General features: G+C 41.5%; 25 protein-coding genes. 16 read left to right on the forward strand and 9 right to left on the reverse strand.

The genetic code is table 11. From position 1 onward, the window contains the following. The first annotated feature begins 76 nt into the window (after positions 1-76). From raiA to NT178_06325, 10 genes are all read left to right on the forward strand, one after another. Positions 77-601, forward strand: coding sequence for a ribosome-associated translation inhibitor RaiA (gene raiA / locus NT178_06280; protein MCX5812136.1), 525 nt, complete (start codon positions 77-79; stop codon positions 599-601). Beyond that, entirely contained in the window at positions 598-1,059 is a 462-nt protein-coding gene (locus NT178_06285; GenBank protein MCX5812137.1) for a PTS sugar transporter subunit IIA, read from the forward strand. Before raiA ends, NT178_06285 begins: the two co-directional genes overlap by 4 nt. After that, the gene (gene hprK, locus NT178_06290) at positions 1,016-2,059 is read left to right on the forward strand and encodes an HPr(Ser) kinase/phosphatase (protein ID MCX5812138.1); all 1,044 of its coding nucleotides are present in this window, start codon (positions 1,016-1,018) and stop codon (positions 2,057-2,059) included. Before NT178_06285 ends, hprK begins: the two co-directional genes overlap by 44 nt. Then, a complete protein-coding gene (gene rapZ, locus NT178_06295; protein MCX5812139.1) occupies positions 2,056-2,901 on the forward strand; it encodes an RNase adapter RapZ in 846 nt (281 codons plus the stop codon). Before hprK ends, rapZ begins: the two co-directional genes overlap by 4 nt. Positions 2,902-2,935: 34 nt before the next feature. After that, positions 2,936-3,346 (forward strand): PTS sugar transporter subunit IIA, encoded by a 411-nt coding sequence (locus tag NT178_06300; GenBank protein ID MCX5812140.1) that lies wholly within the window; start codon positions 2,936-2,938, stop codon positions 3,344-3,346. A 6-nt stretch (positions 3,347-3,352) separates the two neighbouring features. After that, positions 3,353-3,619, forward strand: a complete 267-nt coding sequence (locus tag NT178_06305; protein ID MCX5812141.1) for an HPr family phosphocarrier protein — start codon at positions 3,353-3,355, stop codon at positions 3,617-3,619. After that, positions 3,616-5,394 carry a phosphoenolpyruvate--protein phosphotransferase gene (gene ptsP, locus NT178_06310; protein MCX5812142.1) on the forward strand — a complete coding sequence of 593 codons (1,779 nt, stop codon included), beginning with the start codon at positions 3,616-3,618 and terminating at the stop codon, positions 5,392-5,394. The genes NT178_06305 and ptsP overlap by 4 nt, the downstream gene beginning before the upstream one ends. Before the next feature lie 65 nt (positions 5,395-5,459). Then, positions 5,460-6,623 carry a methionine adenosyltransferase gene (gene metK, locus NT178_06315; GenBank protein ID MCX5812143.1) on the forward strand — a complete coding sequence of 388 codons (1,164 nt, stop codon included), beginning with the start codon at positions 5,460-5,462 and terminating at the stop codon, positions 6,621-6,623. A gap of 166 nt (positions 6,624-6,789) precedes the next feature. Continuing rightward, complete coding sequence (gene ahcY / locus NT178_06320) at positions 6,790-8,115, forward strand: adenosylhomocysteinase (protein MCX5812144.1); 1,326 nt, start codon at positions 6,790-6,792, stop codon at positions 8,113-8,115. Further along, complete coding sequence (locus NT178_06325) at positions 8,115-9,032, forward strand: PfkB family carbohydrate kinase (protein MCX5812145.1); 918 nt, start codon at positions 8,115-8,117, stop codon at positions 9,030-9,032. Before ahcY ends, NT178_06325 begins: the two co-directional genes overlap by 1 nt. Before the next feature lie 523 nt (positions 9,033-9,555). Here the strand turns inward: NT178_06325 and NT178_06330 are convergent. The 8 genes from NT178_06330 to NT178_06365 form a co-directional block, all read right to left on the reverse strand. Beyond that, positions 9,556-12,012 (reverse strand): pitrilysin family protein, encoded by a 2,457-nt coding sequence (locus tag NT178_06330; GenBank protein MCX5812146.1) that lies wholly within the window; start codon positions 12,010-12,012, stop codon positions 9,556-9,558. A gap of 81 nt (positions 12,013-12,093) precedes the next feature. Further along, positions 12,094-12,690: an indolepyruvate oxidoreductase subunit beta gene (locus NT178_06335; GenBank protein ID MCX5812147.1), complete on the reverse strand. Its 597-nt coding sequence runs from the start codon at positions 12,688-12,690 to the stop codon at positions 12,094-12,096. A gap of 8 nt (positions 12,691-12,698) precedes the next feature. Next, a complete protein-coding gene (gene iorA, locus NT178_06340) occupies positions 12,699-14,510 on the reverse strand; it encodes an indolepyruvate ferredoxin oxidoreductase subunit alpha (protein ID MCX5812148.1) in 1,812 nt (603 codons plus the stop codon). Positions 14,511-14,753: 243 nt separating this feature from the next. Then, on the reverse strand, positions 14,754-16,067 hold the full coding sequence (locus NT178_06345) for a M20/M25/M40 family metallo-hydrolase (GenBank protein MCX5812149.1): 1,314 nt from the start codon (positions 16,065-16,067) through the stop codon (positions 14,754-14,756). Beyond that, positions 16,054-17,463: a diguanylate cyclase gene (locus tag NT178_06350; protein ID MCX5812150.1), complete on the reverse strand. Its 1,410-nt coding sequence runs from the start codon at positions 17,461-17,463 to the stop codon at positions 16,054-16,056. Before NT178_06350 ends, NT178_06345 begins: the two co-directional genes overlap by 14 nt. Before the next feature lie 193 nt (positions 17,464-17,656). Then, complete coding sequence (locus tag NT178_06355; protein MCX5812151.1) at positions 17,657-17,875, reverse strand: NifU family protein; 219 nt, start codon at positions 17,873-17,875, stop codon at positions 17,657-17,659. A gap of 100 nt (positions 17,876-17,975) precedes the next feature. Then, the gene (locus tag NT178_06360) at positions 17,976-18,248 is read right to left on the reverse strand and encodes a hypothetical protein (protein MCX5812152.1); all 273 of its coding nucleotides are present in this window, start codon (positions 18,246-18,248) and stop codon (positions 17,976-17,978) included. A gap of 93 nt (positions 18,249-18,341) precedes the next feature. Then, a complete protein-coding gene (locus NT178_06365) occupies positions 18,342-18,602 on the reverse strand; it encodes a hypothetical protein (protein ID MCX5812153.1) in 261 nt (86 codons plus the stop codon). Positions 18,603-18,668: 66 nt separating this feature from the next. On the opposite strand from NT178_06365, the gene NT178_06370 reads away from it, so the two are divergent. The 3 genes from NT178_06370 (at position 18,669) to NT178_06380 (ending at position 20,314) form a co-directional block, all read left to right on the forward strand. Then, entirely contained in the window at positions 18,669-19,403 is a 735-nt protein-coding gene (locus NT178_06370) for an alpha/beta hydrolase (protein ID MCX5812154.1), read from the forward strand. 38 nt (positions 19,404-19,441) lie between these two features. Continuing rightward, entirely contained in the window at positions 19,442-19,873 is a 432-nt protein-coding gene (locus NT178_06375; protein ID MCX5812155.1) for a peptide chain release factor-like protein, read from the forward strand. A 222-nt stretch (positions 19,874-20,095) separates the two neighbouring features. Continuing rightward, the gene (locus tag NT178_06380; protein ID MCX5812156.1) at positions 20,096-20,314 is read left to right on the forward strand and encodes a hypothetical protein; all 219 of its coding nucleotides are present in this window, start codon (positions 20,096-20,098) and stop codon (positions 20,312-20,314) included. Between the two features lie 32 nt (positions 20,315-20,346). Here the strand turns inward: NT178_06380 and NT178_06385 are convergent, their stop codons facing one another. Beyond that, complete coding sequence (locus tag NT178_06385) at positions 20,347-21,048, reverse strand: hypothetical protein (protein MCX5812157.1); 702 nt, start codon at positions 21,046-21,048, stop codon at positions 20,347-20,349. 211 nt (positions 21,049-21,259) lie between these two features. Between NT178_06385 and NT178_06390 the strand changes: the two genes are divergently transcribed. Genes NT178_06390 through NT178_06400 form a run of 3 tightly spaced genes read left to right on the forward strand, consistent with a single transcriptional unit; the run spans position 21,260 to position 24,186 of the window. Beyond that, positions 21,260-22,147 (forward strand): DUF4384 domain-containing protein, encoded by an 888-nt coding sequence (locus NT178_06390; GenBank protein MCX5812158.1) that lies wholly within the window; start codon positions 21,260-21,262, stop codon positions 22,145-22,147. A gap of 9 nt (positions 22,148-22,156) precedes the next feature. After that, positions 22,157-22,915 carry a hypothetical protein gene (locus NT178_06395; protein MCX5812159.1) on the forward strand — a complete coding sequence of 253 codons (759 nt, stop codon included), beginning with the start codon at positions 22,157-22,159 and terminating at the stop codon, positions 22,913-22,915. A gap of 11 nt (positions 22,916-22,926) precedes the next feature. Then, positions 22,927-24,186 carry a caspase family protein gene (locus tag NT178_06400; GenBank protein MCX5812160.1) on the forward strand — a complete coding sequence of 420 codons (1,260 nt, stop codon included), beginning with the start codon at positions 22,927-22,929 and terminating at the stop codon, positions 24,184-24,186. Positions 24,187-24,193 lie beyond the last annotated feature (7 nt).

The following is a 24,193-nucleotide window of genomic DNA, read 5'->3' on the forward strand; positions in this document are numbered from 1 at the left end:
CCATTCAACAGTTTTTTTTGAGCTTTTTTGCTGGTGACTGTATGGTTGAAAGCTGAATTTGATCATTGGAGGCAACATGGACATAACAATAAGCTTCAGACATCTCGAGCCGGATGATAATCTAAAAAAATATGCTGAAGAAAAGCTTGCAAGATTACAGAAATTTGTGGAAGTGCCCCTTGATGTTCATGCAGTGCTTTCGCTTGAAAGAAAATACAGATACAGAATAGATGTCATGTTTACCTTGAATGGTGTTGTTATAAATGCACATGAAGTTATGGATGATATGCATGCGGCTGTCGACAAAATACTTGATAAACTCGAAAGAAGACTGACAAGGTATAGGGATAAGCTGAAAAAATACCGGGAAAATAAACCAAAACGTGCTATCTCTACTACAATAGAAGCAGAGTCGAAAATTATAATGACAAAGGCTATCAATGCAAAACCGATGGACCCTGAAGAAGCCATTATGCAGCTCGAAGCATCCGGAGATAATTTCATCATATTCAGCAACGCGGAAATGGGTAATATCTGCGTAGTCTACAAGAGAAAAGACGGCAATTTCGGGCTCATCGAAACGACTGGAAAGCCTGTATGAGAATAGAAGATATACTCAAAGAATCGTGTGTTGTATCAAATATAAAAAGCAAGGGTAAAAAAGAAACCCTCTTTGAGCTTGTCAGTGCTTTAAAGGAGGCAAATCTTATCAATGATGTTGAAAAAGTGGTCAATATCGTTCTTGAGCGCGAAAAGCTCGGCAGCACGGGAATAGGCGATGGTGTTGCAATTCCTCACGGTAAGATGAAGGGCATAAACAATATCCTTTGCGTCTTTGGAAAGTCAAAAAACGGTGTAGACTTTGATGCAGTTGACAGGAAACCGGTCCGTATCTTTTTCTTGCTTCTTGCGCCTGAGGATTCGGCAACCCTGCATCTCAAAACATTATCGCGCATCTCAAAGTTGTTGCGCGACCCTTCATTTAAAAAAAGACTTATGGATTTGAACAATTCCCATGATATATACAGCAATATTCTCGAAGAGGACAGAAAGATTTGACATTGATATTTTCTTTATTAAAAAAATCCAAAATCCAAAATCCAAAATCCAAAATCTGATGAAGGGCGTAACGGTTCAGGAACTCAATGACAACAAATCGTACGGATTGGAATTAGAGGTTATTTCCGGATTTAAAGGTCTTTCCAGAAAGATATACAACCAGAGGATACAAAAGCTCGGGCTTGTTGTTACCGGTCATATGGTATATCTGCACCCGCACAGGATTCAGATCCTCGGCAACACTGAAATATCCTATCTGAGATCGCTTGATAAGGCAGAGTGCCTCAAAATTGTTAAAGAACTCTGCAAACATGATGTGGTTTGTTTTGTTGTAACACGGAATCTTAAAATTCCTGAGTATGTCCTTAACGAGATGGAAGAAAAGGGCATACCATTGTTACGTTCCAAGCTTACGACTTCTGTGTTTATTGAAAGGATCACAAAACTTCTTGAAGAAAAACTTGCACCCTCTACAACTGTTCATGGGGTTTTAGTCGACATCATGGGTGTTGGGATCCTGATCATAGGGAGACCGGGTATCGGAAAAAGCGAAAATGCCCTTGAGCTTATTATGAGAGGACACAGGCTTATTGTTGATGATGTAGTATATGTAAAAAAACTTGGAGCCATAGACCTTTATGGAGAATCACCTGAGATGATTGAGAATCTATTAGAAATACGGGGCATAGGCGTTGTAGATATAGGGCGTCTTTTCGGGGTTTCTTCCGTGAGAAAGAAAATAAAGATTGATTTTGTAGTTGAACTGGTTGACTGGAATGAAAAGGAAGAATACGACAGGATTGGTTTTCAGGAAGATAAATACAGGCTTTTAAGTATTGATCTTCCTATGGTAAGGGTTCCGATCAGTCCGGGGAGGAACGTATCCACAATCATAGAGCTTGCCTGTAGAAATTACATTCTTAAAAAGCAGGGGATAAATACTGCCGTAGAACTGGAGGAAAAAATGCTGAAATCCATGAAGGCAGAAGAAAAATCTTGAAACTCATAATTCTCAGCGGCATTTCGGGCTCAGGGAAGACAACGTTCTTAAGAGCGCTTGAAGATACAGGCTATTTTTGCATAGACCATTTCCCCCTTGTTTTACTGAAAAGATTTTCAGTATTGTCAAAAATGATAGGCGATAAAGTGCAAAAGTGTGCGCTTGTCGTAGATATAAGGGAAAAGGAATTTTTTGACGTAGGTAAGGATACCCTGAAAAACATCAAGGAGAAATTTAACGCAGAACTGATATTCCTTGAAAGCTCTGACGAAGCTTTGCTAAAAAGATTCAGTGAAACAAGAAGAATCCACCCTCTGTATGCTACTTCAAATATAAAAGATGCATTGAAAGAAGAAAGGGAACTTGTAGAGTGGATAAAAGAGATTTCAGATAAAGTAATGGACACTTCACACCTAACCCCTCATGAACTAAGACGCTTCGTACTAAAAACTTACGGCCACACTGAAAATAAGATGAAGATAAACCTCATGTCTTTCGGCTATGTTTATGGGATACCTCTTGAAGCAGATATAGTGCTGGATGTAAGATTTTTATCGAATCCTTTTTTCATTGAGGGGTTGAAAGACAAAACAGGTCTTTCCGAAGAGGTATCCGAATACATTATGTCCGACGATATTTATAGTAAATATTTTCTTTTGCTTTTGGATTTTTTGTTATATCTTATACCGTTATTTGAAAAAGAGGGCAAAAGCTATCTGACCATATGCTTTGGATGTACAGGGGGAAAGCATCGGTCTGTCTTTATTGCAAGCAAGCTCTCAGAGAGGTTTTTGTGTATGGACTATAACTTATCTACGTTTCACAGGGATATTGATAAATAATGGCATACAGGGAACGAGGCGGCAAGGAGGCATAATGATCGGAATAGTAGTAGTGGCGCACTTTAATCTGGCAAAGCAAATGGTAGCAGCCACCGAACTGATAGTGGGCGAGCAAAAACAGTTTGAATCGGTTGATTTTTTTCCTGATGAAGATGTAGATAGAATCAAGAAAAGGCTTACAGATGCTGTAAATAGTGTTGAGAACGGTGACGGCGTATTGATAATGACAGATATGTTCGGCGGCACACCTTCCAATATAAGCCTATCTTTGTTGAATGAAGGAAAGGTTGATGTTGTTGCCGGGGTAAATCTGCCTATGTTGATTAAACTTGTTATTTACAGGGAGGGAAGGCCGCTGGATGAATTGGCCAGCTTTATTGCTCAATATGGTCAGAACAATATCTACCTTGCAACAGATATATTAAAAACAAGAAAAAAGGAATAGGATAAAGTGGTGGAGGGTATTTTTGTTATAAAAAACAGACTGGGTCTTCATGCAAGGCCGGCGGCCACATTTGTAAAAAAGGCAGATGAATTTGCATCAAGTATATGGATTGAAAGGAATGGGACAGAAGTGAATGGAAAAAGTATTATGGGTCTTTTGATGCTTGCATGTCCTCTGGGAAGTAGAATTAAAATAAAAGTCGAAGGAGACGATGAGGAAAAGGCATTTGAAGCACTTGGACGATTAATCGAAGATGGGTTTTACGAAACATGAGCGAAGATGTTTTTTCAAATAAGATTCTAAAAGGTATAGGAGCCTCATCCGGTATAGCTTTCGGCAAGGTACGCCTGCTTGAAAGAGGAAAGATATCCATTACCCGGCGTTCCATCAAGACAGAGTCCATAGAAAAAGAGGTCAATAGATTCCGGCAAGCAGCAAAAAGCGCCGTTGAAGAGTTGAAGAGTATTAAAGAAACAATTCTTGATGATGAGATAAGAAAACATGCATTCATTATCGATGCACACATGATGATTCTTCAGGATGTTTTTTTTTCAAACGCTGTGATTGATGCAATAAGAGAGGGGAAAATAAATGCCGAGTGGGCCCTTGACATTGTTGTATCAAAGTTCCTGACGAGCTTTGAGAAAGTTGAAGACTCCTACCTGAGAGAGCGCGGTCAGGATATCAAGTATATATACGAAAGACTTGTAAGAATCCTTGTAAAAGGTAAAGCATCGGATATAGATAATGCCGGCATAAAGGGAAAAACAATCATTGTTGCTCATGATCTATCCCCTGCAGACACTATTCAACTGAACCTCAATAAGATATCCGGGTTTGCTATTGATGTAGGCGGGCGTACATCACATACTTCGATTATTGCCCGGGCCCTTGAAATTCCGGCAGTTGCAGGTACCGGGAATATCACAAGTCTTGTTAAAAATAATGATATGGTTATTGTTGACGGTGATGAAGGCATTGTAACAATCAATCCTACAAAAGAGATGCAAAGAGGCTACATTGCAAAGCACCTTCATCTCAAAAACCAGAGAAGGGAACTTTTGAGGACTGCAAAACTAAGTGCTGAAACCAAGGACGGGTTCAGGGTTAAAGTCGGTGCAAATATAGAATTTCTGGCAGAGATGGATATTATCGAAAAATACGGTGCCAGAGGAGTAGGCCTTTACAGAACAGAATATATCTATCTATCAAACAAAACTCTGCCTACCGAGATGGATCATTTTCAAATATACAGAAAGCTTGCTGAAAATAAGGCATTAGAGTACATAACGATAAGAACCCTGGATATAGGCGGAGACAAATTAGCATCGAATATTGACGTTCCGAAAGAGATAAATCCTGCCATGGGCTTAAGGGCAATAAGACTGTGCATGAAAGAGGAAGAACTTTTTAAATCCCAGCTTATGGGCATATTGCGGGCAAGCGCATATGGTCCCTTAAGGATATTGATTCCCATGATCTCAGGTATTGAAGAAATCAGAAAAACTAAAGAGATTATCAAAGCATGTATGGAGGAGCTAACCTATAAAGAAATTCAATTTAACAAAGATATAAAGCTCGGCATCATGATGGAGGTACCTTCTGCCTGTATGATAAGCGATATGCTTGCGCCTGAGGCAGACTTCTTCAGCATAGGGACAAATGACCTTATTCAATATTCTCTTGCTATTGACCGGGGAAATGAATACGTTTCATATCTTTACGAACCGCTCCATCCGGCTGTGCTGAGAATGATAAAGCAGACTGTTGAAAATGCCCATGCTCATAAAATTGAGGTTGCATTATGCGGAGAAATTGCCGGAGAGCCTCTCTACACACCTATCATGCTCGGATTGGAACTTGATGAACTGAGTATGAACGCATATTCTATCCCTAAGATCAAAAAGATAATCCGCAAACTTGAGCACAGCTATTGTAAAGAATTGCTGAATAATATTTTAAGCATGGGATCTGCAAAGGAAGGTGAGTCGTTGCTGAGAAAGGAGATGGCAAGGTTTTTTCCGGAGGATTTTTATATAAAGTTATGAAAAACACTAATTCTGTGCTAAGTTATTAACTTAACACGATAAATTAAAAAACAGGAGGTAGAAACATGGGAATGAGTAGATATCTTTTCACATCAGAATCTGTGGCAGAGGGGCACCCCGATAAGGTGGCCGATCAGATATCTGATGCAATACTCGATGCATTGATTGAACAGGATCCAAAATCCAGGGTGGCATGCGAAACGTTAGTTACGACAGGACTGGCGCTTGTTGGCGGGGAAATCACAACAAGCGGCTATGCAAACGTGCCCGATATCGTCAGACAGACGGTTAAAGATATAGGATATAACAATTCAGCTATGGGGTTTGACTGGGAAACATGTGCAGTTATTACGACAATAGATGAACAGTCGCCTGATATCGCAATGGGTGTGAATGAGTCAGGGGACCATGAGCAGGGGGCTGGGGACCAAGGTTCAATGTTTGGGTATGCCTGTAATGAAACACCAGAATTTATGCCCATGCCTATCATGTACGCCCATAAACTGATAAGCAGGTTGGCAGAGGTGAGAAAAAAGAATATATTGAACTTCCTGAGGCCTGACGGAAAAAGCCAGGTCACTATTGAATATATTGACAGGTTACCGGTAAGGGTTGACGCTGTGGTAATCGCCGCTCAGCATAACCCGGATGCATCTATAACGGCAATAAGAGAAGGCATCACCGAAGAGGTGATAAAAAAGGTGATTCCTCCTGAACTGATGGACGAGAATACCAAAATCTATATCAATTCTACAGGCAGGTTTGTTGTAGGAGGACCAAAGGGCGACTGTGGCATGACAGGAAGGAAGATCATCGTTGATACCTATGGTGGTTTTGGTAGCCATGGCGGAGGCGCCTTTTCCGGCAAAGACCCTTCAAAAGTAGACAGAAGCGCCTCATATATGGCGCGCTATATTGCGAAGAACCTTGTAGCTGCCGGCCTTGCAGACAGGCTTGAGGTACAGCTTGCCTATGCCATAGGTGTGGCTCAGCCTGTTTCGGTTATGATAGATACCAAGGGAACGGCAAAAATAAACCCTGACAGAATTGCTCAGATCGTGAACGAGCTTTTTGATATGAGACCGAGAAAGATTATTGAAAGGCTCAATCTGCTCAGGCCTATCTACAAAAAGACAGCTTGTGGCGGACATTTTGGAAGAAATGAAGAAGAGTTCACTTGGGAACGACTTGATATGTTAGAGGCGATCAGAAAGAAAGCGGGAATATAGAAGCGGTTTGCCGTATACGGCTCACGGTTTACTCTATAAAGCCTTAAATTTAAGGTCCTTTGGTTTTTTTAGTACCTGACCTGTGCAGCAAAACAACTGCCGGATAGTTTAACCTTGACTTTATTGCGATGATTAACCGTAAACCTTGAAAAAATTAGGAGGAAAGATGGAATATGATGTGAAAGATATAACCCTGGCGGACCAGGGCTATGATAAGATCGAGTGGGCAGAAAGAAGGATGCCTGTTTTACGGAAGATACGGGGAAGGTTCGCAGAAGAAAAACCGTTAAAAGGTGTAAAGATTGCTTGTTGTCTTCATGTAACCACAGAGACGGCAAACCTTGTTTGGACGCTGAAAGAAGGTGGCGCCGACGTGGTGCTTTGTGCATCAAACCCATTAAGTACACAGGATGATGTTGCAGCCGCAATTGCAAAACATATGGAAATCCCGACCTTTTCAATAAAGGGAGAAAATGAGGAACAGTATTATACCCATATTATGAAGGCGCTTGCATTTATGCCGAATATTACGATGGATGACGGCGCTGACCTGGTAGGGGCGCTCCATATGATTGCCCTGAAAAGATATGAGGCTTTACACGGTTCCGTGAAGAGCTGGGTATTAAAACTTGATGAAAAGAAGAAAAAGAAACTGATAGGGAATGTTATCGGTGGGTCGGAAGAGACCACAACAGGGGTGATAAGGCTCAAGAGCATGGAAAAAGAGGGCGTATTGTGTTTCCCTATTGTAGCGGTTAACGACGCCTATACGAAACACATGTTTGATAACAGGTACGGCACAGGCCAGAGCACCATTGACGGGATTATCAGGGCTACGAATATCCTTTTTGCCGGTGCAACATTTGTTTTGTCGGGTTACGGGTGGTGTGGCAAGGGTGTTGCCCAACGGGCAAAAGGGCTTGGCGCGCACGTGATCGTCACGGAAGTTGATCCACTCCGGGCGCTGGAAGCACATATGGATGGTTTTGAAGTTATGGATATGGCCCATGCTGCCCCTCGCGGAGATATATTTGTTACTACAACCGGGGATATACATGTGCTAAGGGCAGAGCATTTCAAAAAGATGAAGGACGGGGCGATTATCTCCAATTCGGGTCATTTTAATGTTGAGATTGATATAGATGCGCTTGAGAAAATGAAAAAGAAAAAAAGAAGAATAAGGGAATTCATTGAAGAATATACCTTGCCCGGCAACAAAAAAGTTTTTCTTCTGGGCGAAGGCAGATTAGTGAACCTTGCCTGTGCCGAAGGGCATCCGTCGGACGTTATGGATATGAGCTTTGCGAATCAGGCATTATGTTCCGAATATATGTGGAAGAACGGAAAGAAACTTGAAAAGAAGGTCTATAGCGTTCCCAAGGAAATAGATGAAAGTATATCATTTTTAAAACTTGCATCGGCAGGCATCACGATAGACGAATTGACAGAAGAGCAGAAGATATACCTTGCTTCCTGGGAGATGGGTACATGATAAAGCTGCTTGTTATCGGCACTGTTGCCTATGACTCCATAGAGACCCCCTTCGGCAAGGCAGATGATGTCCTTGGGGGATCAGCTCTCCATTTTACCAATGCAGCAAGTTTTTTCACGGATGTGGGTATTGTAGCGAATGTAGGAAAGGATTTTAGCTTAAGTGATATAGAATTCCTGAAAGCCAGGAATGTTGATTTAAGCGGAATAACGATCGATGAAGGAAAGACATTCAGATGGGAAGGAAAATACGGCTACGACCTTAATCAGGCAATTACGCTCAAAACTGAGCTGAACGTCATTGAGACTTTCAGACCACATGTCCCACAGGATTTCGGGGCAGCCGATTTTGTTTTCCTTGCAAACATTGACCCTGTGTTACAATCTTACGTGATCGATCAGATTAAAAAACCGTCTGTTGTTGTCCTTGATACGATGAACTTTTGGATAGAAAACAGGCTTAACGAGCTTATTGATGTAATAAAAAGGGTTGATATGCTCGTCATTAACGAGGCAGAGTTGAGAGAAATATCCAAGGAATACAATCTCGTAAAGGGGGCACGGAAGATTATGGCATATGGCCCCTCATGTATTGTAGTAAAAAGGGGTGAGTACGGCGTCCTTATGCTGAACGGGGAAGAGATTTTCCTTGCACCTGCATTTCCTTTGGAAGATGTTTTTGATCCGACCGGGGCAGGTGACACCTTTGCAGGCGGCTTCATGGGCTATATTGCAAACGTGGGTAATATTTCACCGGAAACGCTCAAACAGGCTATTATAATGGGTACTGTCATGGCATCTTTCAACGTGGAGGACTTCAGCATCAACAGGCTTAAGGACCTTGACTATGCAGAGATTCGGGAGCGGTACACGGCCTTTAAAAAATGCCTTCAGTTCGGGGATATAACTTTAGAATAGATATTTAATAAGATAATGAAAAATCCAGCCTCCAGGCTCCCTGCACATTGCAAGATCTTTGCAAAACTCCAAAAATGCCGTCATTAAGCCTCTCCCGGAGTGCGGGTACCCGCAGGTGATCCGGGGGCGAAAACCGGTATCCAGAAATAATTGAATTTACTAGACATAATAGCTGAAAGTTATGAAAAAACCTGCCCCTTATGAAACATGGGGTATAAAACTATGATTGCAATCAAAGGTGTGAAGACCTACCATAGGCAGCGGTGTCCACAGTGGACACCATTTTTAAAATCTCCGTAAAGTCAATATACACCTTGTTTCGCATACCTTTGTTTTTAAATATATTTTTCCGAAATTCGAAGAACAACTACCCTGGAAAACGTACTGGGGGAACTAACGCGATGTTATTTAAAAAGCAAGAGACTGCTTTATGTTCATTCTTGTGCAGTGATGCTATTTCATTATGCCACAGCCTTTAGCCTGAGAAACACACAGTGGACCTTTCTCCGCCCCAGGATTGCCCCTACAGCCTGCCACCTACTGCAATATCAACCATCCTGTCCAGAGAAAGATATTTCTTCGCTACTCTGTCCACATCTTCTTTCTTTATTGCCTCAATATGTTTCGGCCATGCCTTGAAATAACCGGGACCTAATCCATATATCGTATCAAGACACATACTCGTAGCTTTAGCGCTATTGGCCTGCATGCGTATATAGTGCGTCCCGATAAGATACTTTTTTGCATCCTCAACCTCTTTTTCAGTAAATCCTTCTGATACAATCCTTTCTATTTCAATATTTACTATCTTTCGTACCTCTTCTGTCAGTTTTTTATCTGTCCCGATATATATGCCCATCCCACCAACTTCATAAGCCATCTGGTTGAAAAATGTCAGTGCATAGGCATAAGGCTTTTCTTCCCTCAATATCTTTTGTATTCTGCCCCCCATTCCGGAGAGAATTGAATCCATTACCTCTATGGCATATCTGTCTTCATTGCCTATACCCGGACCTAAAAAACCGAAAATAAGATGTGTCTGCATTATCTCTTTATCTATATGCTGTATGCTTTTATGTACCGCTGTAACCGGTTTATTTTGCAGGATACCGACCTCTCCAGACCAGTCCGAGAACATCTTCCGGAAAAGATCCTCGACCTTTTTCTCATCAACATCACCTGATATCGCCAGTACCGCATTTGAAGGGGTAATAAATTTATTATAAACACCTTCAAGCTCATTAAGCTTTATAGATCCTACATCGGATTCCACGCCTACAGGGTCTTTACTGTATGGGTGCCCTTTGTACAAAATTTCATTGAAGCGCATGAACGTGTAACCTACCGGGTCGTCATCCCGTTGCCTGATCTCGGAAAAGACATCTTCCTTGACCTTTTTCAGTTCCTCTTTTTTTAAATCAGTTGAAGTAAGTAGATTTTTAAGAAGACCGAAAACTTCTTCAATATCCTTGCTGAGAAATTTTCCGGAGAGCCCAAAGGTATTTTTCCCGTTGAATGCAGATACATTACCGGCAAGGAAGTCAATCTCTTGTGCAATTTTTGTTGCATCCTTGTCTTTTGTGCCTTTTAACAACATTTTGGAGAGGACATTAAATATGCCGTTCTTTCCAGCAGCTTCTTCTTTTACTCCCCCGATAAAACCGACCCGGAAGGCAAAGGTCGGCGATGCCTCTTCCTTATTTACGACGCATTTTAACCCGTTTTTTAACTGAAATGTATATGGGTTGGATGGACTTTTCGGCAGCAATGCAACAAGGGCTTTATATTTCCCCGTAACATACTTGTCCATCACCTTTATTATATCATCTCTGCTAACCCGATCTACTCTTGCCAGAAAATTGTCAACGAAGTACGGATCGCCTGTTAAAGTCTGAAAATTACCTATCTGCCTTGCCTTTCCCTGAACTGTCTCTGTTGAGTAAACATACGATGCTTTAATCATGTTTTTCGCTTTTTGTATTTCCAATGGCGTCGGTCCTTCTTTGCGCAACCTTGAAACCTCTTTTTCTATCTCTACGGCTATCAAGCGATAATCTTTGCCTTTAAAGGTTGCATAAAAAACAAACAGCCCTTCTTCTTTGGGGGTGAACAGGTAGGTAGAGCTATCGGTAACAATCCCTTTTTTGTTTTTTAGTTGTTTCTGAAGACGGGAGCTCTCGCCTTCACCAAGAATTGTCCCCAAAACCTCCAGCGCCGGCAGGTCTTCATGTGTTATAGAGGGAATATTGTACGAAAAGGCAAGATAGCTCTCCCTTATATTTTTTTCAATGAGCTTTTCCCTGTTTCCAGCTCCTCCATCGCTTTTTATATTCTCAAAGGTTGCTTTATTTTTACCGCCCTCTCCTGCAATATGTTTTTTTATCATTTCGCCGGCCTTTGTCTCTTCAAAATCACCGGTTATGACAATTACCATATTGTCAGGCACATAATGTGTTTTAAAATATTGCCGTATATCATCCCTGCTTATGTCTTTAACAGTGCCTTCGTATCCTATAATCGGCCTTCCGTAAGGGTTGCCCTCATAGCTCAGGGAAAATAACTCTTTAAAAAGCTTTCGCTGGGGGTCGTCCTCTCCCATTTTGATCTCTTCCAGGATAACCTTTTTTTCTTTTGCAAGCTCCTCTTCCGGAAAGGCAGGGTTCTCCACAGCATCGATAAGTATCGCAAAACCTTCTTCAAAAGCATTTTTGGGTACCACGATATGATAGACAGTGTTGTCGTGAGAAGTGAATGCATTTATATTGCCGCCCAGCGATTCTATTCTGGAGGCCATCTCGTTGGACTTAACCTTCTCAGTGCCTTTAAATATAAGGTGTTCAATGAAATGGGTGATACCTGCATTTTTTTGTTCTTCATATCTGCTGCCGGTTTTCACCCAGATCTGAACTGCTACGACACCCGTACCCTTACGCTGTTCAAGGATGTATTGCAACCCGTTATCTAAAGAAAATATATTCATAGAATGTACCGCCCTGCTAAAGAGTAGTATACAAAAGATGCACGCAAAGAGGACGGCCTTTCGCAAAATAAAAAAAGGCCCTTAAAGGGCCTTTCTCCCTTCGCTGAAGGCTTTGATATTAAGCTCATGGAGCTTTTCTTTCAGTAACCCCTTAATTGCCTTTACCCACGCCGCTTCTTTTATTTCAGGAAAGAAATTAGAGAAGGCGCCGATAAGTACCACATTTGCAGCCTGTACATTCCCAAGTTTGCCTGCAATCTCCTGCCCATTTATTACTTGAACATTCTCTTTAAAGTATTTTTTAAACACTTCCTCGACACCATCAGGATACTTTGCCACTCCAAGATTTACCGCCGGTGGAAAAACCTCCTGCTTATTGATTATTATTTTTCCGTCCTCCTTAACCCAGTTTATATATCTGAGCGCCTCAAGGAGTTCGAAGGAGAGAAGGAAATCCACATCCCCATACTTGATAAGAGGTGAATACACCTTTTTCCCGAATCTGAAATGGGTTGTAACGTCTCCGCCCCGTTGTGCCATCCCGTGGACTTCGCTCTTCTTTACATCGTAGCCGGCGTTAAGAAAAACCTCGGTCAGAATATTACTCGCGAGGATCGTGCCTTGACCGCCGACACCTGAAAGAAATATATTAGTTACTTTATCGTTATTTTTCATCATCCACCCCCTCACCTTTTACCAGGAACAATGGCTTTGTATTTACAAATTTGAGTACAGATGTCACATCCTATACAGACTCCCTTATCGATATACACAGTTCCTTTTCTCTTATGACCATCTTTTGTTGCCCCTGCGCCTTCTTTCCAACTGATTGCAGGGCATCCTATCTCAAGACACATTTTACAACCTCTGCAATTGTCTTCATTGATTATGAAGAACGGGTCTTTGAATTTCCTGTTTGCCCTTTTCAACATAATACAGGGACTGTTTACTGTAATGATTACTGAAGGCTCATCCTTTGCCAACTCTTCCTTTATTATTTTCATGGTTTCTTCTATTTTATAAGGATCAACCTTTCTTATACTCTTTACGCCGAGAGCCTTTGAAAGTTCTTCATAATTGACCATGTTGGCAGGTTCCTGCCTTACTGTAAAGCCTGTGCCGGCATGTTCCTGATGGCCTGTCATGCCTGTTATCCTGTTGTCAAGGATGATGGTGGTGGAATTTCCTTTATTATACACAACATTCATAAGAGATGTTATTCCGCTGTGCAGAAAAGTGGAATCACCGAGCACTGCACACATCTTTCCAAGCCCTGCTTTCCCGAATGCCTTCATTGCACCATGGGCTCCTCCGATACCTGCACCCATACATATACAAGCGTGAAGCGCTTGAAGCGGAGGGGCTGCTGCAAGGGTATAACAGCCAATGTCGCCGAAGACAAAGGTGCCAAGCTTTTTCAATGCATAGAACAAGGGTCTGTGTGAGCAGCCTGCGCATAAATTTGGCGGTCTTCTTGGAAGGTCTTCAGGCTTTATCCTGATTTTAGGTGCTTTGTACTTTTTGCCCATCAGAGACTGCTCAACAATCTCAGGAGAAAGCTCATACATATTAGGTATCAGGTCCTTTCCGTGGAATACCTTGTAACCCATGGCTTTTATCTCTGTTTCAAAAAACGGATCAAGTTCTTCGACGATGATAACCTTCTTTACCTTTTTATAAAATTCTGCAATCATCTTTTTTGGAAGCGGCCATATCATACCAAGCTTCAGGAAAGAGTATTCCGGAAAGACCTCTTTTGCATAGAGGTAGCTTACACCGCTCGCAATGATGCCTACACCCGGATCGTTAATCTCCATCCTGTTATACTTGAATCCATCCGCATAGGCTTCAAGTTTTCTCATTCTTTCTTCAATGAATTTACGTCTTACCCGGACATTTGCCGGTACCATGACATATTTAGGCGCGTCCTTCGGATCAAGCCCTATAGGTATCTTGGATTCTTTCCTGTTTTCAAGAGTAACAGGGGAATCGGAATGTGACACCCTTGTTTCACCTCGCAGCAATACCGGCGTATCAAACTCTTCGCTGATATCAAAGGCAACTTTTGTAAAATCTTTGCACTCCTGAGCATCGCCCGGTTCCAGCATGGGAACCTTTGCAAATCTTGCCCAGTTACGGCTATCCTGCTCGTTCTGTGAGCTGTGGACATTCGGATCATCGGCTACAACAATCATCATGCCGCCTTTTATCCCTGTATAAGCAAGTGTCATAAAGGGGTCTGAAGCAACGTTCAATCCTACATGCTTCATCGAAGCCATAACCCTTGCCCCTGATATTGACGCCCCGCTTGCAACTTCAACTGCTACTTTTTCATTTGGAGACCATTCAGCATAAATATCGGGATAATTGTCAGCAATCTCCTGCAATATTTCACTACTCGGTGTTCCGGGATATGCAGATGCAAACGTTACGCCTGCTTCCCAGGCGCCTCTTGCAATCGCGCTGTTTCCTTGCAGCACTTTTACTTCTTTTTTCATATTGCCCCCATTCGGCCTTTCAGCCAAAAATTTTGATTTGTAGTAACTTTTCACCTCCTTTATCATCTTTTCATATCAACAATTTTAGCGTTTAATGACTATTTCATTTATTATTTTCAACAGAAAAAATGGCTTTTGTCAAGAATATAACGCAAATCCAAGTTTAAATTTTGTATACGGAAAATTAGACCAAATGTTTTAACAAATTACCCTGGCAGGCTTGCCTGCAAACACTACAATACATTAAACACCGGGATGAGAGGCAAGAAATTTCAGAATTTTGTTTGTTCCTTCCAAGCCCTCATTGAGTGCTTCAACGGATATTCTTTCGTTTTTGCCGTGCATTCTGAGAAACTCATCATTCGTGAATGTTGCCGGGAAAAAACCATAAGATAAAATTCCAAGGTTTCTGAAATAACGCAAATCTGAAGCGCCTGTCATTAAAAATGGAAGGACAGGAATGGGGCCTTTCAACTTTTTTACAATCTGCCGTATACCGCTGAAATAGCCGGTATTGTATCCTGAAGGGACTGATTTGCTTGTCCCTGACCCGATCTGTTCAATTTCAACATTATCTCCGCACAGTTTCTTAATTTTCTTAAAAAACGCCTCATGATTTTCTGTTGGCAGGAGCCTTGCGTCAAAATATGCTTGAGACGTTGCCGGGATTACGTTAACCTTATCGCCACCCTTTAGTATTGTAAGGGTAACCGTATTTCGTAATAATGCGTTATAAGAGGGGCTATCCTCCAGAAAGTTCCTGAAATGTTTATTTTTCAGCGTCTCTTTTAAGTTGGTATATACAAAACCCTTGCCTTTTTTGCCCTTTAAAATACCGTTCATATATGTATTTACAATGCCGGTTGGCTTAAAAGGCCAGTTATACGATAATATTGCCTGAGCTGCATTTACGATCTTTTCATTTGCATTATTATTGTGTGGTTTAGATCCGTGACCGCCCGTTCCAACGGCCTTCAACATAAACTGGCTCAATTGTTTTTCATCTACAGAAATCTGGGCATGACGAAAGCCGTCCTCATTCATAATGCATCCGCCTTCGCTCAAAACAAAAGAGGCATCGCGAAGTTCTCTGACCTGATTCAGCATATATTCCAATCCATGTTTTCCGCCAACTTCTTCATCGCATGTAGCAAGAAAAATAATATCCCGTTCAGGCACTACCCCTTCTTTATATAAATTGATGAACGAGAGGAGTTGGCATATAATCTGCCCCTTCATGTCAATTGTGCCTCTTCCGTAGATGAATCCATCCTTCAAAACCCCGCCGAAGGGGTCCACTTCCCACTCATCGGCATTTGCCGGTACGACATCAACATGGCCAAGAAGTATGACCGGTTTGCCTTTCTTCCTTCCCTCAATGCGTGAAATAATATTTGCCCTTTTTGGCACCGACAAATAGATTTCTGTGCTTAAACCCTCTTTTTGAAGGATATTTTCAAGGAACTGAATGGCTTTTTCCTCATTTCCCGGAGGGTTTGTGGTATCGATCTTTATAAATTCTCTTAGCATTTCTGTAGCAATATCAGCACTTATCATAATAGACCCTGTTTTTTCCTGTATTCTTTGCTTTGTACATATTTTCGTCGGCAAGCTTTATGAATTTTTTTACGTCTATCCGGTGAGAAAAAGGGGCAATCCCACCGCTGGCTGTAATCTTTATGCTTTTATTTTCGTAAACAAAGCTCTCGCTTTCAATATCTTTTATTAAACGTTCACACACCTTAGCTCCTTGTTCTAAAAATGTTTCCGGCAGTATTACAAGAAACTCATCCCCGCCATATCTTCCAACCATATCAATAATTCTCAAGCCATCCTTTAATATCTCTGCAATCCTCTTCAATGCATAATCTCCTGCAAGATGTCCGCATGTATCATTAACCTTTTTAAAATCATCTATGTCAAAAAGTGCAATTGTAAGTTTGGAGCCGTATCTTGTCGATCTTTCAATCTCCTCCTCCAGTGCTTTAATAATATAAGCATGGTTATAAACACCGGTAAGACCGTCATGCATGGAAAGGGCTTTTATTTCACTAAAAAGTCTTATCTTTTCATGAGTCAAGGAGATGTGGGAACAGAACCTGTTGAATATGACCTGTTCATCCAAGGTAAAAGATGAAGACCTGAACAGCCCTGCATAACCATATACACGCTTCTTTGTCGAAAGATCGGATATGATATATGTAAAATCTTTTTCGTCAGAATGGGGAACTGCTTCATCAATGTCAATAATTACTTTTGTCTGTGTTTCAACAGATGATAAATCGGTTACTTTTTCCGACAAGGCATTTGATACAAAATCTAAAAGTTTCTTGTTTGTTTTTATATTCGGAAATATCTGGATAACGATTTCATCATCCTTCTGCATCAATGTTGCAAATATATCAAAAGAAATAAATGTTTTTATGAGAGCAAAAAAGTTTTTCATCACAAATATGGGGTCTTCAGTCTCACCGATCATATGGTGAAGACCCTTTAAAAATTCGAGCTCAACCAAATTTAACTTTTCATTTTCACGTTGTTTGCTTACTTCTTGTGTTAACTCAAATGTTTTCAAGAATTCGCTATAATAATTTATTGCATTATTCACAATGTGATACAATTCCTCGTAGCTGGCAAAAGGCTTCGTTAAAAACGCATAAGCGCCCCTTCTTAAAGACTCAAGATGCTTCTCATTATCAGCATGCCCTGTCATTATGATAACAGGCAAATTCGGTTTTAACTTTTTTATCTGTTCTAAAAGATCGATCCCGGAGGTTTTAGGTAAATAAATATCGAGAAGCACTGCATGTGGATTTATCTCTTTTAATTCTTTCTCTAAGTCTGGAGGCACGCTATATGTATAAGAAATTACCCCGAACTCATTAAAATATTTCTTTAAAACAAGATTCAGATTAGTATCGTCATCAATGATTAGTATTCGTTTATTTTCCATAATATAAAAAAGAAAGGGGGGAGTATATCCCCCCTTTCTTTTTGCTACTTCTTAGTCTTCTTTTCCTTTTTTGAAGTTGTCTTTTTTGTAGCTTTTTTCGGTGTCGCCTTGTCCCCCTTCATTCCACACGTTGCCACAATAACCACCTCCTTTTTTAAAAAATAATATTTTAATTAAAATATTTTGTCAATAATTATATGGCAATAACTTCTTTAACTTCAGGTATTTCATCTTTTAGCTGCTTTTCTACTCCCATTTTTAAAGTCATCGCACTCATGGGGCAACTGCCGCAGGCACCCTGGAGCTTAACCTTTACTATACCGTCAACCACATCAATAAGCTCTATGTCTCCCCCGTCTCTTTGTAAAAACGGCCTTATCTTCTCTATTGCTTTCTCAACTTTTTCTCTCATTTTGACCTCCTGTATTATTAAACCCTATGAAGGATTTTCCTGAATATAATCATAAATGGCAGATTTGTAAACATTCTCCCATTTCCATTAACTCAAGCTTTTATGTATTTTTACCCTCTTCCGTTAAAGGTTTTTTCCAAAAACTTACGATACCCAGCGGACGGAAAAAGAGCTGGACCATCTCCCACCCCTCTTCGCCCATTTTATTGAACAACTCTGATAGATTTTCAAGCTGTTCTGCGCCCACGTTATGAACCTCGCATTCGCCATCAGGACGGCATGCATATACAATATTGTTTTCCGGGTCAACAACTATACCTTCTTTACTCAAGTCTTCCATAGAGAATATCTTTATCGTATACTCATATTTCATCTTGTTTACCTCGTGTTTTTGTAATTGCATCTTTTATAATATTAATTCATCATTTTCGATTTTTAAAGGGGCTTTGGGATTTAATTCGTGTATCTACTCATTAAGCTTTTTTCTCAAAATATCATTTGCTTTCAAGACTTCCTGTGCATCCTTTCCTGCAATCTCCCAGCTATATCCCCCTTTTCCATCTTTTTTAAGCTTGATCTTCACTTCACCTTTCAAGGTTTTCTTAATATCATCCATTTCTTTTTTATATTGGGTTTCATTGTTTTTATCATCTGCAACCCCTTGTTTTATTGTAACATCTGTGCCCTTACTGCAAGAAACAAGTAAAAAAATAAGTAAAATAATCATTAGAAATCTCATAACCTCATGATATAATTTCTCCCTGATTTATTGCAATACAATTCTGGAGGTTATATGAACATTCATGCAGAGAGGTACGGGAAGGGCGAAAAAGTAATCTTTATTCACGGGGCGGGCGGCAATGCCAGGTCATGGTACTTCCAGAAAGAATACTTGCAGTCTTCCATGGAAGTAATTTTGATAGATCTGCCCGGACATGGCGAGGATGCTGCTGGCACAGGACGCAGCACTTTGGCGGGTTATATAGACTATGTACACGAGGTAATTCGTGAACTGGGAATAGATAAATGTTATATTGCGGGACATTCGATGGGCGGAGCAATAACCATGTCTTTTGCGCTATCCTTTCCGGAGGAGCTAAAGGGTATAATCCTGATTACAACAGGGGCAAAGCTCAGAGTTTTTCCTGAAATTCTTGACGGGTTAAAAACGGATAAAGAGAGCGCCGTCCGGGGCATAATGGATTACGCCTTCTCAAAAAAGGCCCCGGCAGTCTTAAAAGAAAACGGTTTTAAAGATATGATGAAGTGCAAAGCAGAAGTAATATATGGCGATTTTATCGCCTGTGAAGGATTTGATTTAATGAATTCTGTAAACAGAATAAAGACGCCTGCACTGATCATCTGCGGGGATGATGATGCCCTTACCCCGCCTAAGTATTCCGAATATCTTTATAAGCAGATAGAAGGGTCCCTGCTTGTGACAATTAAAGATGCAGGTCATATGGCGCCACTTGAAAAGCCGAATGAAGTAAGCAAGACCATTCAGGAGTGGGTTGCTTCACACTAAAAGCAAGCTGTAATGAAAAATCTAACTTAGGATAATTTATGTCTTTTTTAAAATACGGGGTAAGCCCTGAAAAAGTAAGATTGCTTGAAGAGAAGATGGAGGAACTTGACATAAAAGAACTGGATATTATAGAAAAATTTGTGCATTCAAGCGGCCACGGCGGCCAAAAAGTCAATAAAGTTTCAACCTGTGTATATTTAAAACATCTTCCCACAGGGATTGAGGTGAAGTGCCAGCAGGAACGTTATCAATCGCTGAACAGGTTTCTTGCTCGCCGGATTCTTATTGAAAAAATAGAAAACATGGTTCTTGGCAAAAAGAGCAAGAAAGAACAGCAGATTGAAAAGATACGAAGACAGAAATGCAGACGGTCTAAGCGTGCAAAGGAGAAGGTGCTCGAACTTAAACACATCCAGTCAAGGAAAAAGCAATCCAGGGCTTTTAATTCTGATGACCCCTCCGAATATTAAACCCTGACATCTCAAAAAAATATAAAGTTTTTTCATGCTTGGGCTATCCTTTCTGTGATTTTAATGGTACTATTTATTTATTTCTGCTGTTTTTTTACATATTTATTTGCTGGATGTCAGCTATGCGGCAATCCCGGAAAGGGGTTTTTGTTTCGTCCGGAATAACTTGGAAATAGACCTGTTATAGGATATGGCATATGTACTAAAGTAAGGAGGTTTTAAATGGGAAAATACGGTGGGTTCAAAAGCGAAAAAAGGAAGAAAGAAACTGCCCGGCTTAAAAAGCAGGAAGAAAAGCGGCAGCGCAGATTCGGGCTGAAGGCAGAAGAAGGTTCCGAGATGCAGGAGGGGGAGATGGTAGAAGGACAGGAAACTGTTGAAGAACAGCAGGTTACAGGGGAACAGGAAATCGCCAAAGAAGAGGGGGATGTAAAGGCATAATCCTGAAAAAATAGAGGGGCAGTCTTAAATGCTCAACCTCGAATCTTTGCGCACTTATTCAAGCAGTTTTTACACATGAGCTTTGCATTGTAAAGTTCATAAAATCGTTCAGGGTGCTTGTAATATAGATATTCCCACTGAATAATAATAATAACAGACAAAAACAAAATTGAATATGTCCAGAAAGAAGGGATAAATATTAAAGGAGAAAAGGCCATCAGATATCCCCAATTGTTTATCCTGCAGGTATTACAGCATTTATTTTGAATGATTGTCTTAAAGGGGCACCACACTGTAATGCAGAACTGGTCCATAAATATGAAAAAGATAACGATAATAATGAGCCACATCGGATCAAGCAGCCCGGCAACACACCAGAAACCTATATCAAGAACAAGCAATGTCCAGTATACGGCAGAACGAATTGCCCCGAAATTCATCTTTTTTATATAATCTTCCAGCCTTTTCTGCTTTGTGTTGCTGTCCTCACCGGCCTGAACATAGTTTCTTCCGTATATCTTCCCAAGGTTAATTTTCGGGTTCAGTCGGGGGATCAACCGTTTTACCAATATCAGGACTGCAAGAAGCCATAGTAAATGGTATACCTTGAAGAAAGGAAGACCATAGGTAAAAGATTTTACAAGGACATGGGGATAACAAATCGCAAGAACCAACGATATCGCTAAAATCCCGCCTTTCACTGAAAGCTTAAGGATGTTGCTGTTTTTGTGCATAGCTATAAGTTTCTGATTCTAACAAATTTTAGTTGTATTGACAAACATAGTCTGCTCAAATATAATTAACTTAATATATTATGCTAAAGCAAGGCCACCCAATCACTTTACTGTTTTCTCACAATCACATTTCCGTTCTTACTACTTTAAATAAAGAAAATAGTTGTTAAATTAAGAGAGAGAAAAGTCGTTCAATTAAAAGGAGGTTAACATGAAAAAGTATTGTTTGATCATTATGGTGCTGTTTCTTGTTTATTTAATGGGCAGCAATGTTTTTGCCCAGGGGATGCCAAGAGGCGCCAAAGCCCTTTTTGACAGTGGAGAAGGTACGACGGTAAAGATGTCTTCGGGTCCACGCACATCTACCCCTACAGCTACTTCCGCAGCCGCACCGGCAAAATATGTGGGGATTTCTTACAAACTTGTTCTTCTGCGCCCTGACGGGAGTTTCGACATTGTCCCCAAATCACGTGTCTTCAGATCAGGCGAACGGCTTAAACTCCTTGTTAGAACAAATAAGCCGGGTTACCTCACGATTTTGAATATAGGAACGTCCGGTAACACAAATGTTTTATTCAACGATCATGTTGAGGGGATGAGCATGCAAGAAATTCCGAAAACAGGTAATTTCCGCTTTGCCGGCGCCCCCGGTTCGGAAAAGCTGCTCATCATGCTTTCCGGCAATCCAAACCCGCTTGGATCACCCCAGACAACAACTGTTGCGCAGGCTCCCGGAGCAGTACCACCTCCACAGTCAAGTGCAAGCAATTTACCTCCTCCTCCGCCTCCACCCGGGGCCGACAGTTCACTGCCTCCTCCTCCACCTCCACCCGGCGCAAGTGCAGATGCCGGTGCACTTCCTCCCCCGCCTCCTGTCATGATGGCTTCGCTTCAAGGGTCAAAAGACATAGTTATGGATGATAACCAGAAAACTACTTATGCTGTTATCTCGCCAAAAAGCGGATGGAAACCGGAGCCCAAAGGCAAAAAGGATATTGTTCTCGAATCAAACGGCGGTGAAAATTATGGTGTCATCCCTGCATCGTATATTGAGGACGGGAAGATACTCACCCTTGAAATCAACTTAAGGCACAAATAGGAGATAAAGATGAAGCTTAAACACATCAAGATTTTAACAATGATCGTAACTTTCATATTCATGCTCTCATCTTGCGCTTCAATGCTGCCGGCGCCTGACCAGATTACGTCGGAAGAGGATTTGGTTATAGCAAGGAATAAATGCTTTGCCATGTATACCGTGGGCGGAGCAGCCATTGGTGCGCTTGTCGGCGGACTTGTAAAGGGTGATTGGAAAGGCGCAGGCGTTGGGGCTGCAGCAGGCGGCGCCATCGGGTTTGCATATGCCTGGGGTAAATGCCTTTCCCTGTATTCAACACTTAAAAGTCAGCCCGTTGCAGACTATAACACAACAGCCCAAAGAACAAAATATAACCCCTCCCAGGGAGATGTTGTGAAAATTGAAGGATTCAACATAAACCCTACCAGTGTTCCCCAGGGTGGGGCAGCTAACCTGAACGGGTCTTATTATGTAATGGCCCCTGAAGGCGCAAAGGAGATGAAGGTCACAGAGACAAGGACTGTGAAATACTTTGACCCTCAGAAGAAAGAATTTGTCGAACTCGGTCAGGTTGATCAGGAAATCACTGCAGCGCCGGGGTCGAGAAAGGCGGACGGCAAGTTCGATGTGCCAAAGGATGTGCCGGAAGGTCGCTATAGAATTGCCTTCAAGGTTTCTGCTTCAGGTAAAGAAGATGTTATTGAAAAAGAAATGCTCGTTCAAAAGGCAAAGGCATCCAATACTGAAACAAATATCGAGTTGGCCGGCCTAACTGCAATCATGTGGTAGAGGAGCATTACATGAAAAGGCTTTTCCAATGTTTATTGGCAGTATGTTTTGTCTGTTCCTTAATAACCGTGACAGGCCTCCTGTATGCCGCTGAGTCGCCTGTCACGCAATCACATCTATCTGAAATAAATGATCTTTTTAAAAGAAACAATGTACCGAAAGGGTTTGTGGAATTCGATCAGTACAACAGGGTTGTGCTAAGAGGCGAATACTCTGACGAGAAAGAAGTGGATACGGCATTCTCCCTTGCCCAAACGATTGTTGGAGTAAAATGGGTTTCTCCTGTTACGCCTGAAAATATAAAGGTTAAGGAATGGGAAAAAAGACTCGGTGGGTTATTCAGCAGGGCTGCCGTACTCAAGCCGCGGGTATCTGACGGTATACCCGGACCGATAAGAAATAGATACGGACTGGTTGTCGGGGTCGGAAAGTTTAAAAGCAATATAAACCCTTTACAATACTCTGTCAGAGATGCCGGAAGCTTCTATAATTTTCTTGTTGATTCGAATAAAGCAGCCTTTCCGAAACAAAATGTCTATTTTCTTGTAGACCAGAATGCGACAAGGGCCAACATTGCTATGTATCTTGACGGTATAAAGAAAGCTGCCGGTCCTGACGATCTTGTCGTTATCTATATGAGCAGCCACGGTACGCCGCCGGACAAATACGGCGGTGTGAATGTTGTCACCTATGACACAGAGGTGAAACCTCGCGAAAGGATCTGGCAAACTGCGGTTACAGAGACTATGCTGAAAGATTTTGTTGAAAATTTACAGGCAAAGCGGCTTGTTATGATTCTCGATACCTGTTACAGCAACGGCGCATACAGGGCTGTACCGGGCTTCCTTCCTGCCGGAGGCAAATCCCTCGGTGTTGGAGACGAAGATGAGGGGTACGGTGTTTCGAAAACTTACGGCAAGAGGCTTTTGGGGGCTAAAGATATTGTCTTTGAAGATGAACCCAGACCAAAGGCAAGCTCTGCAAAGAGCGTTGATTCACAGGATGGCTATGGTAAGGTATTGATAAGCGCAAGCAGTGCAGGGGAAAAATCCTGGGAATCAGATACGTTGCGTAACAGCGTGTTTACTTACTATTTTGTAGATGGGCTTGGACGTAATCAGGGATCGGTGAAAGATGCATTCACTTATGCCAAACCGCTTGTATCGCAAAAGGTAAAACAGGAAAAAGGGGCTGATATAGAACAAACCCCGCAGGCTATGGCGACTAATACGGACTGGAACATGCGGTTCATCCAAAGGCCGAACCGTTAAATTTAAG

It is taken from the genome of Pseudomonadota bacterium, assembly GCA_026388255.1.
GTDB lineage: Bacteria > Desulfobacterota > Syntrophorhabdia > Syntrophorhabdales > Syntrophorhabdaceae > JAPLKB01.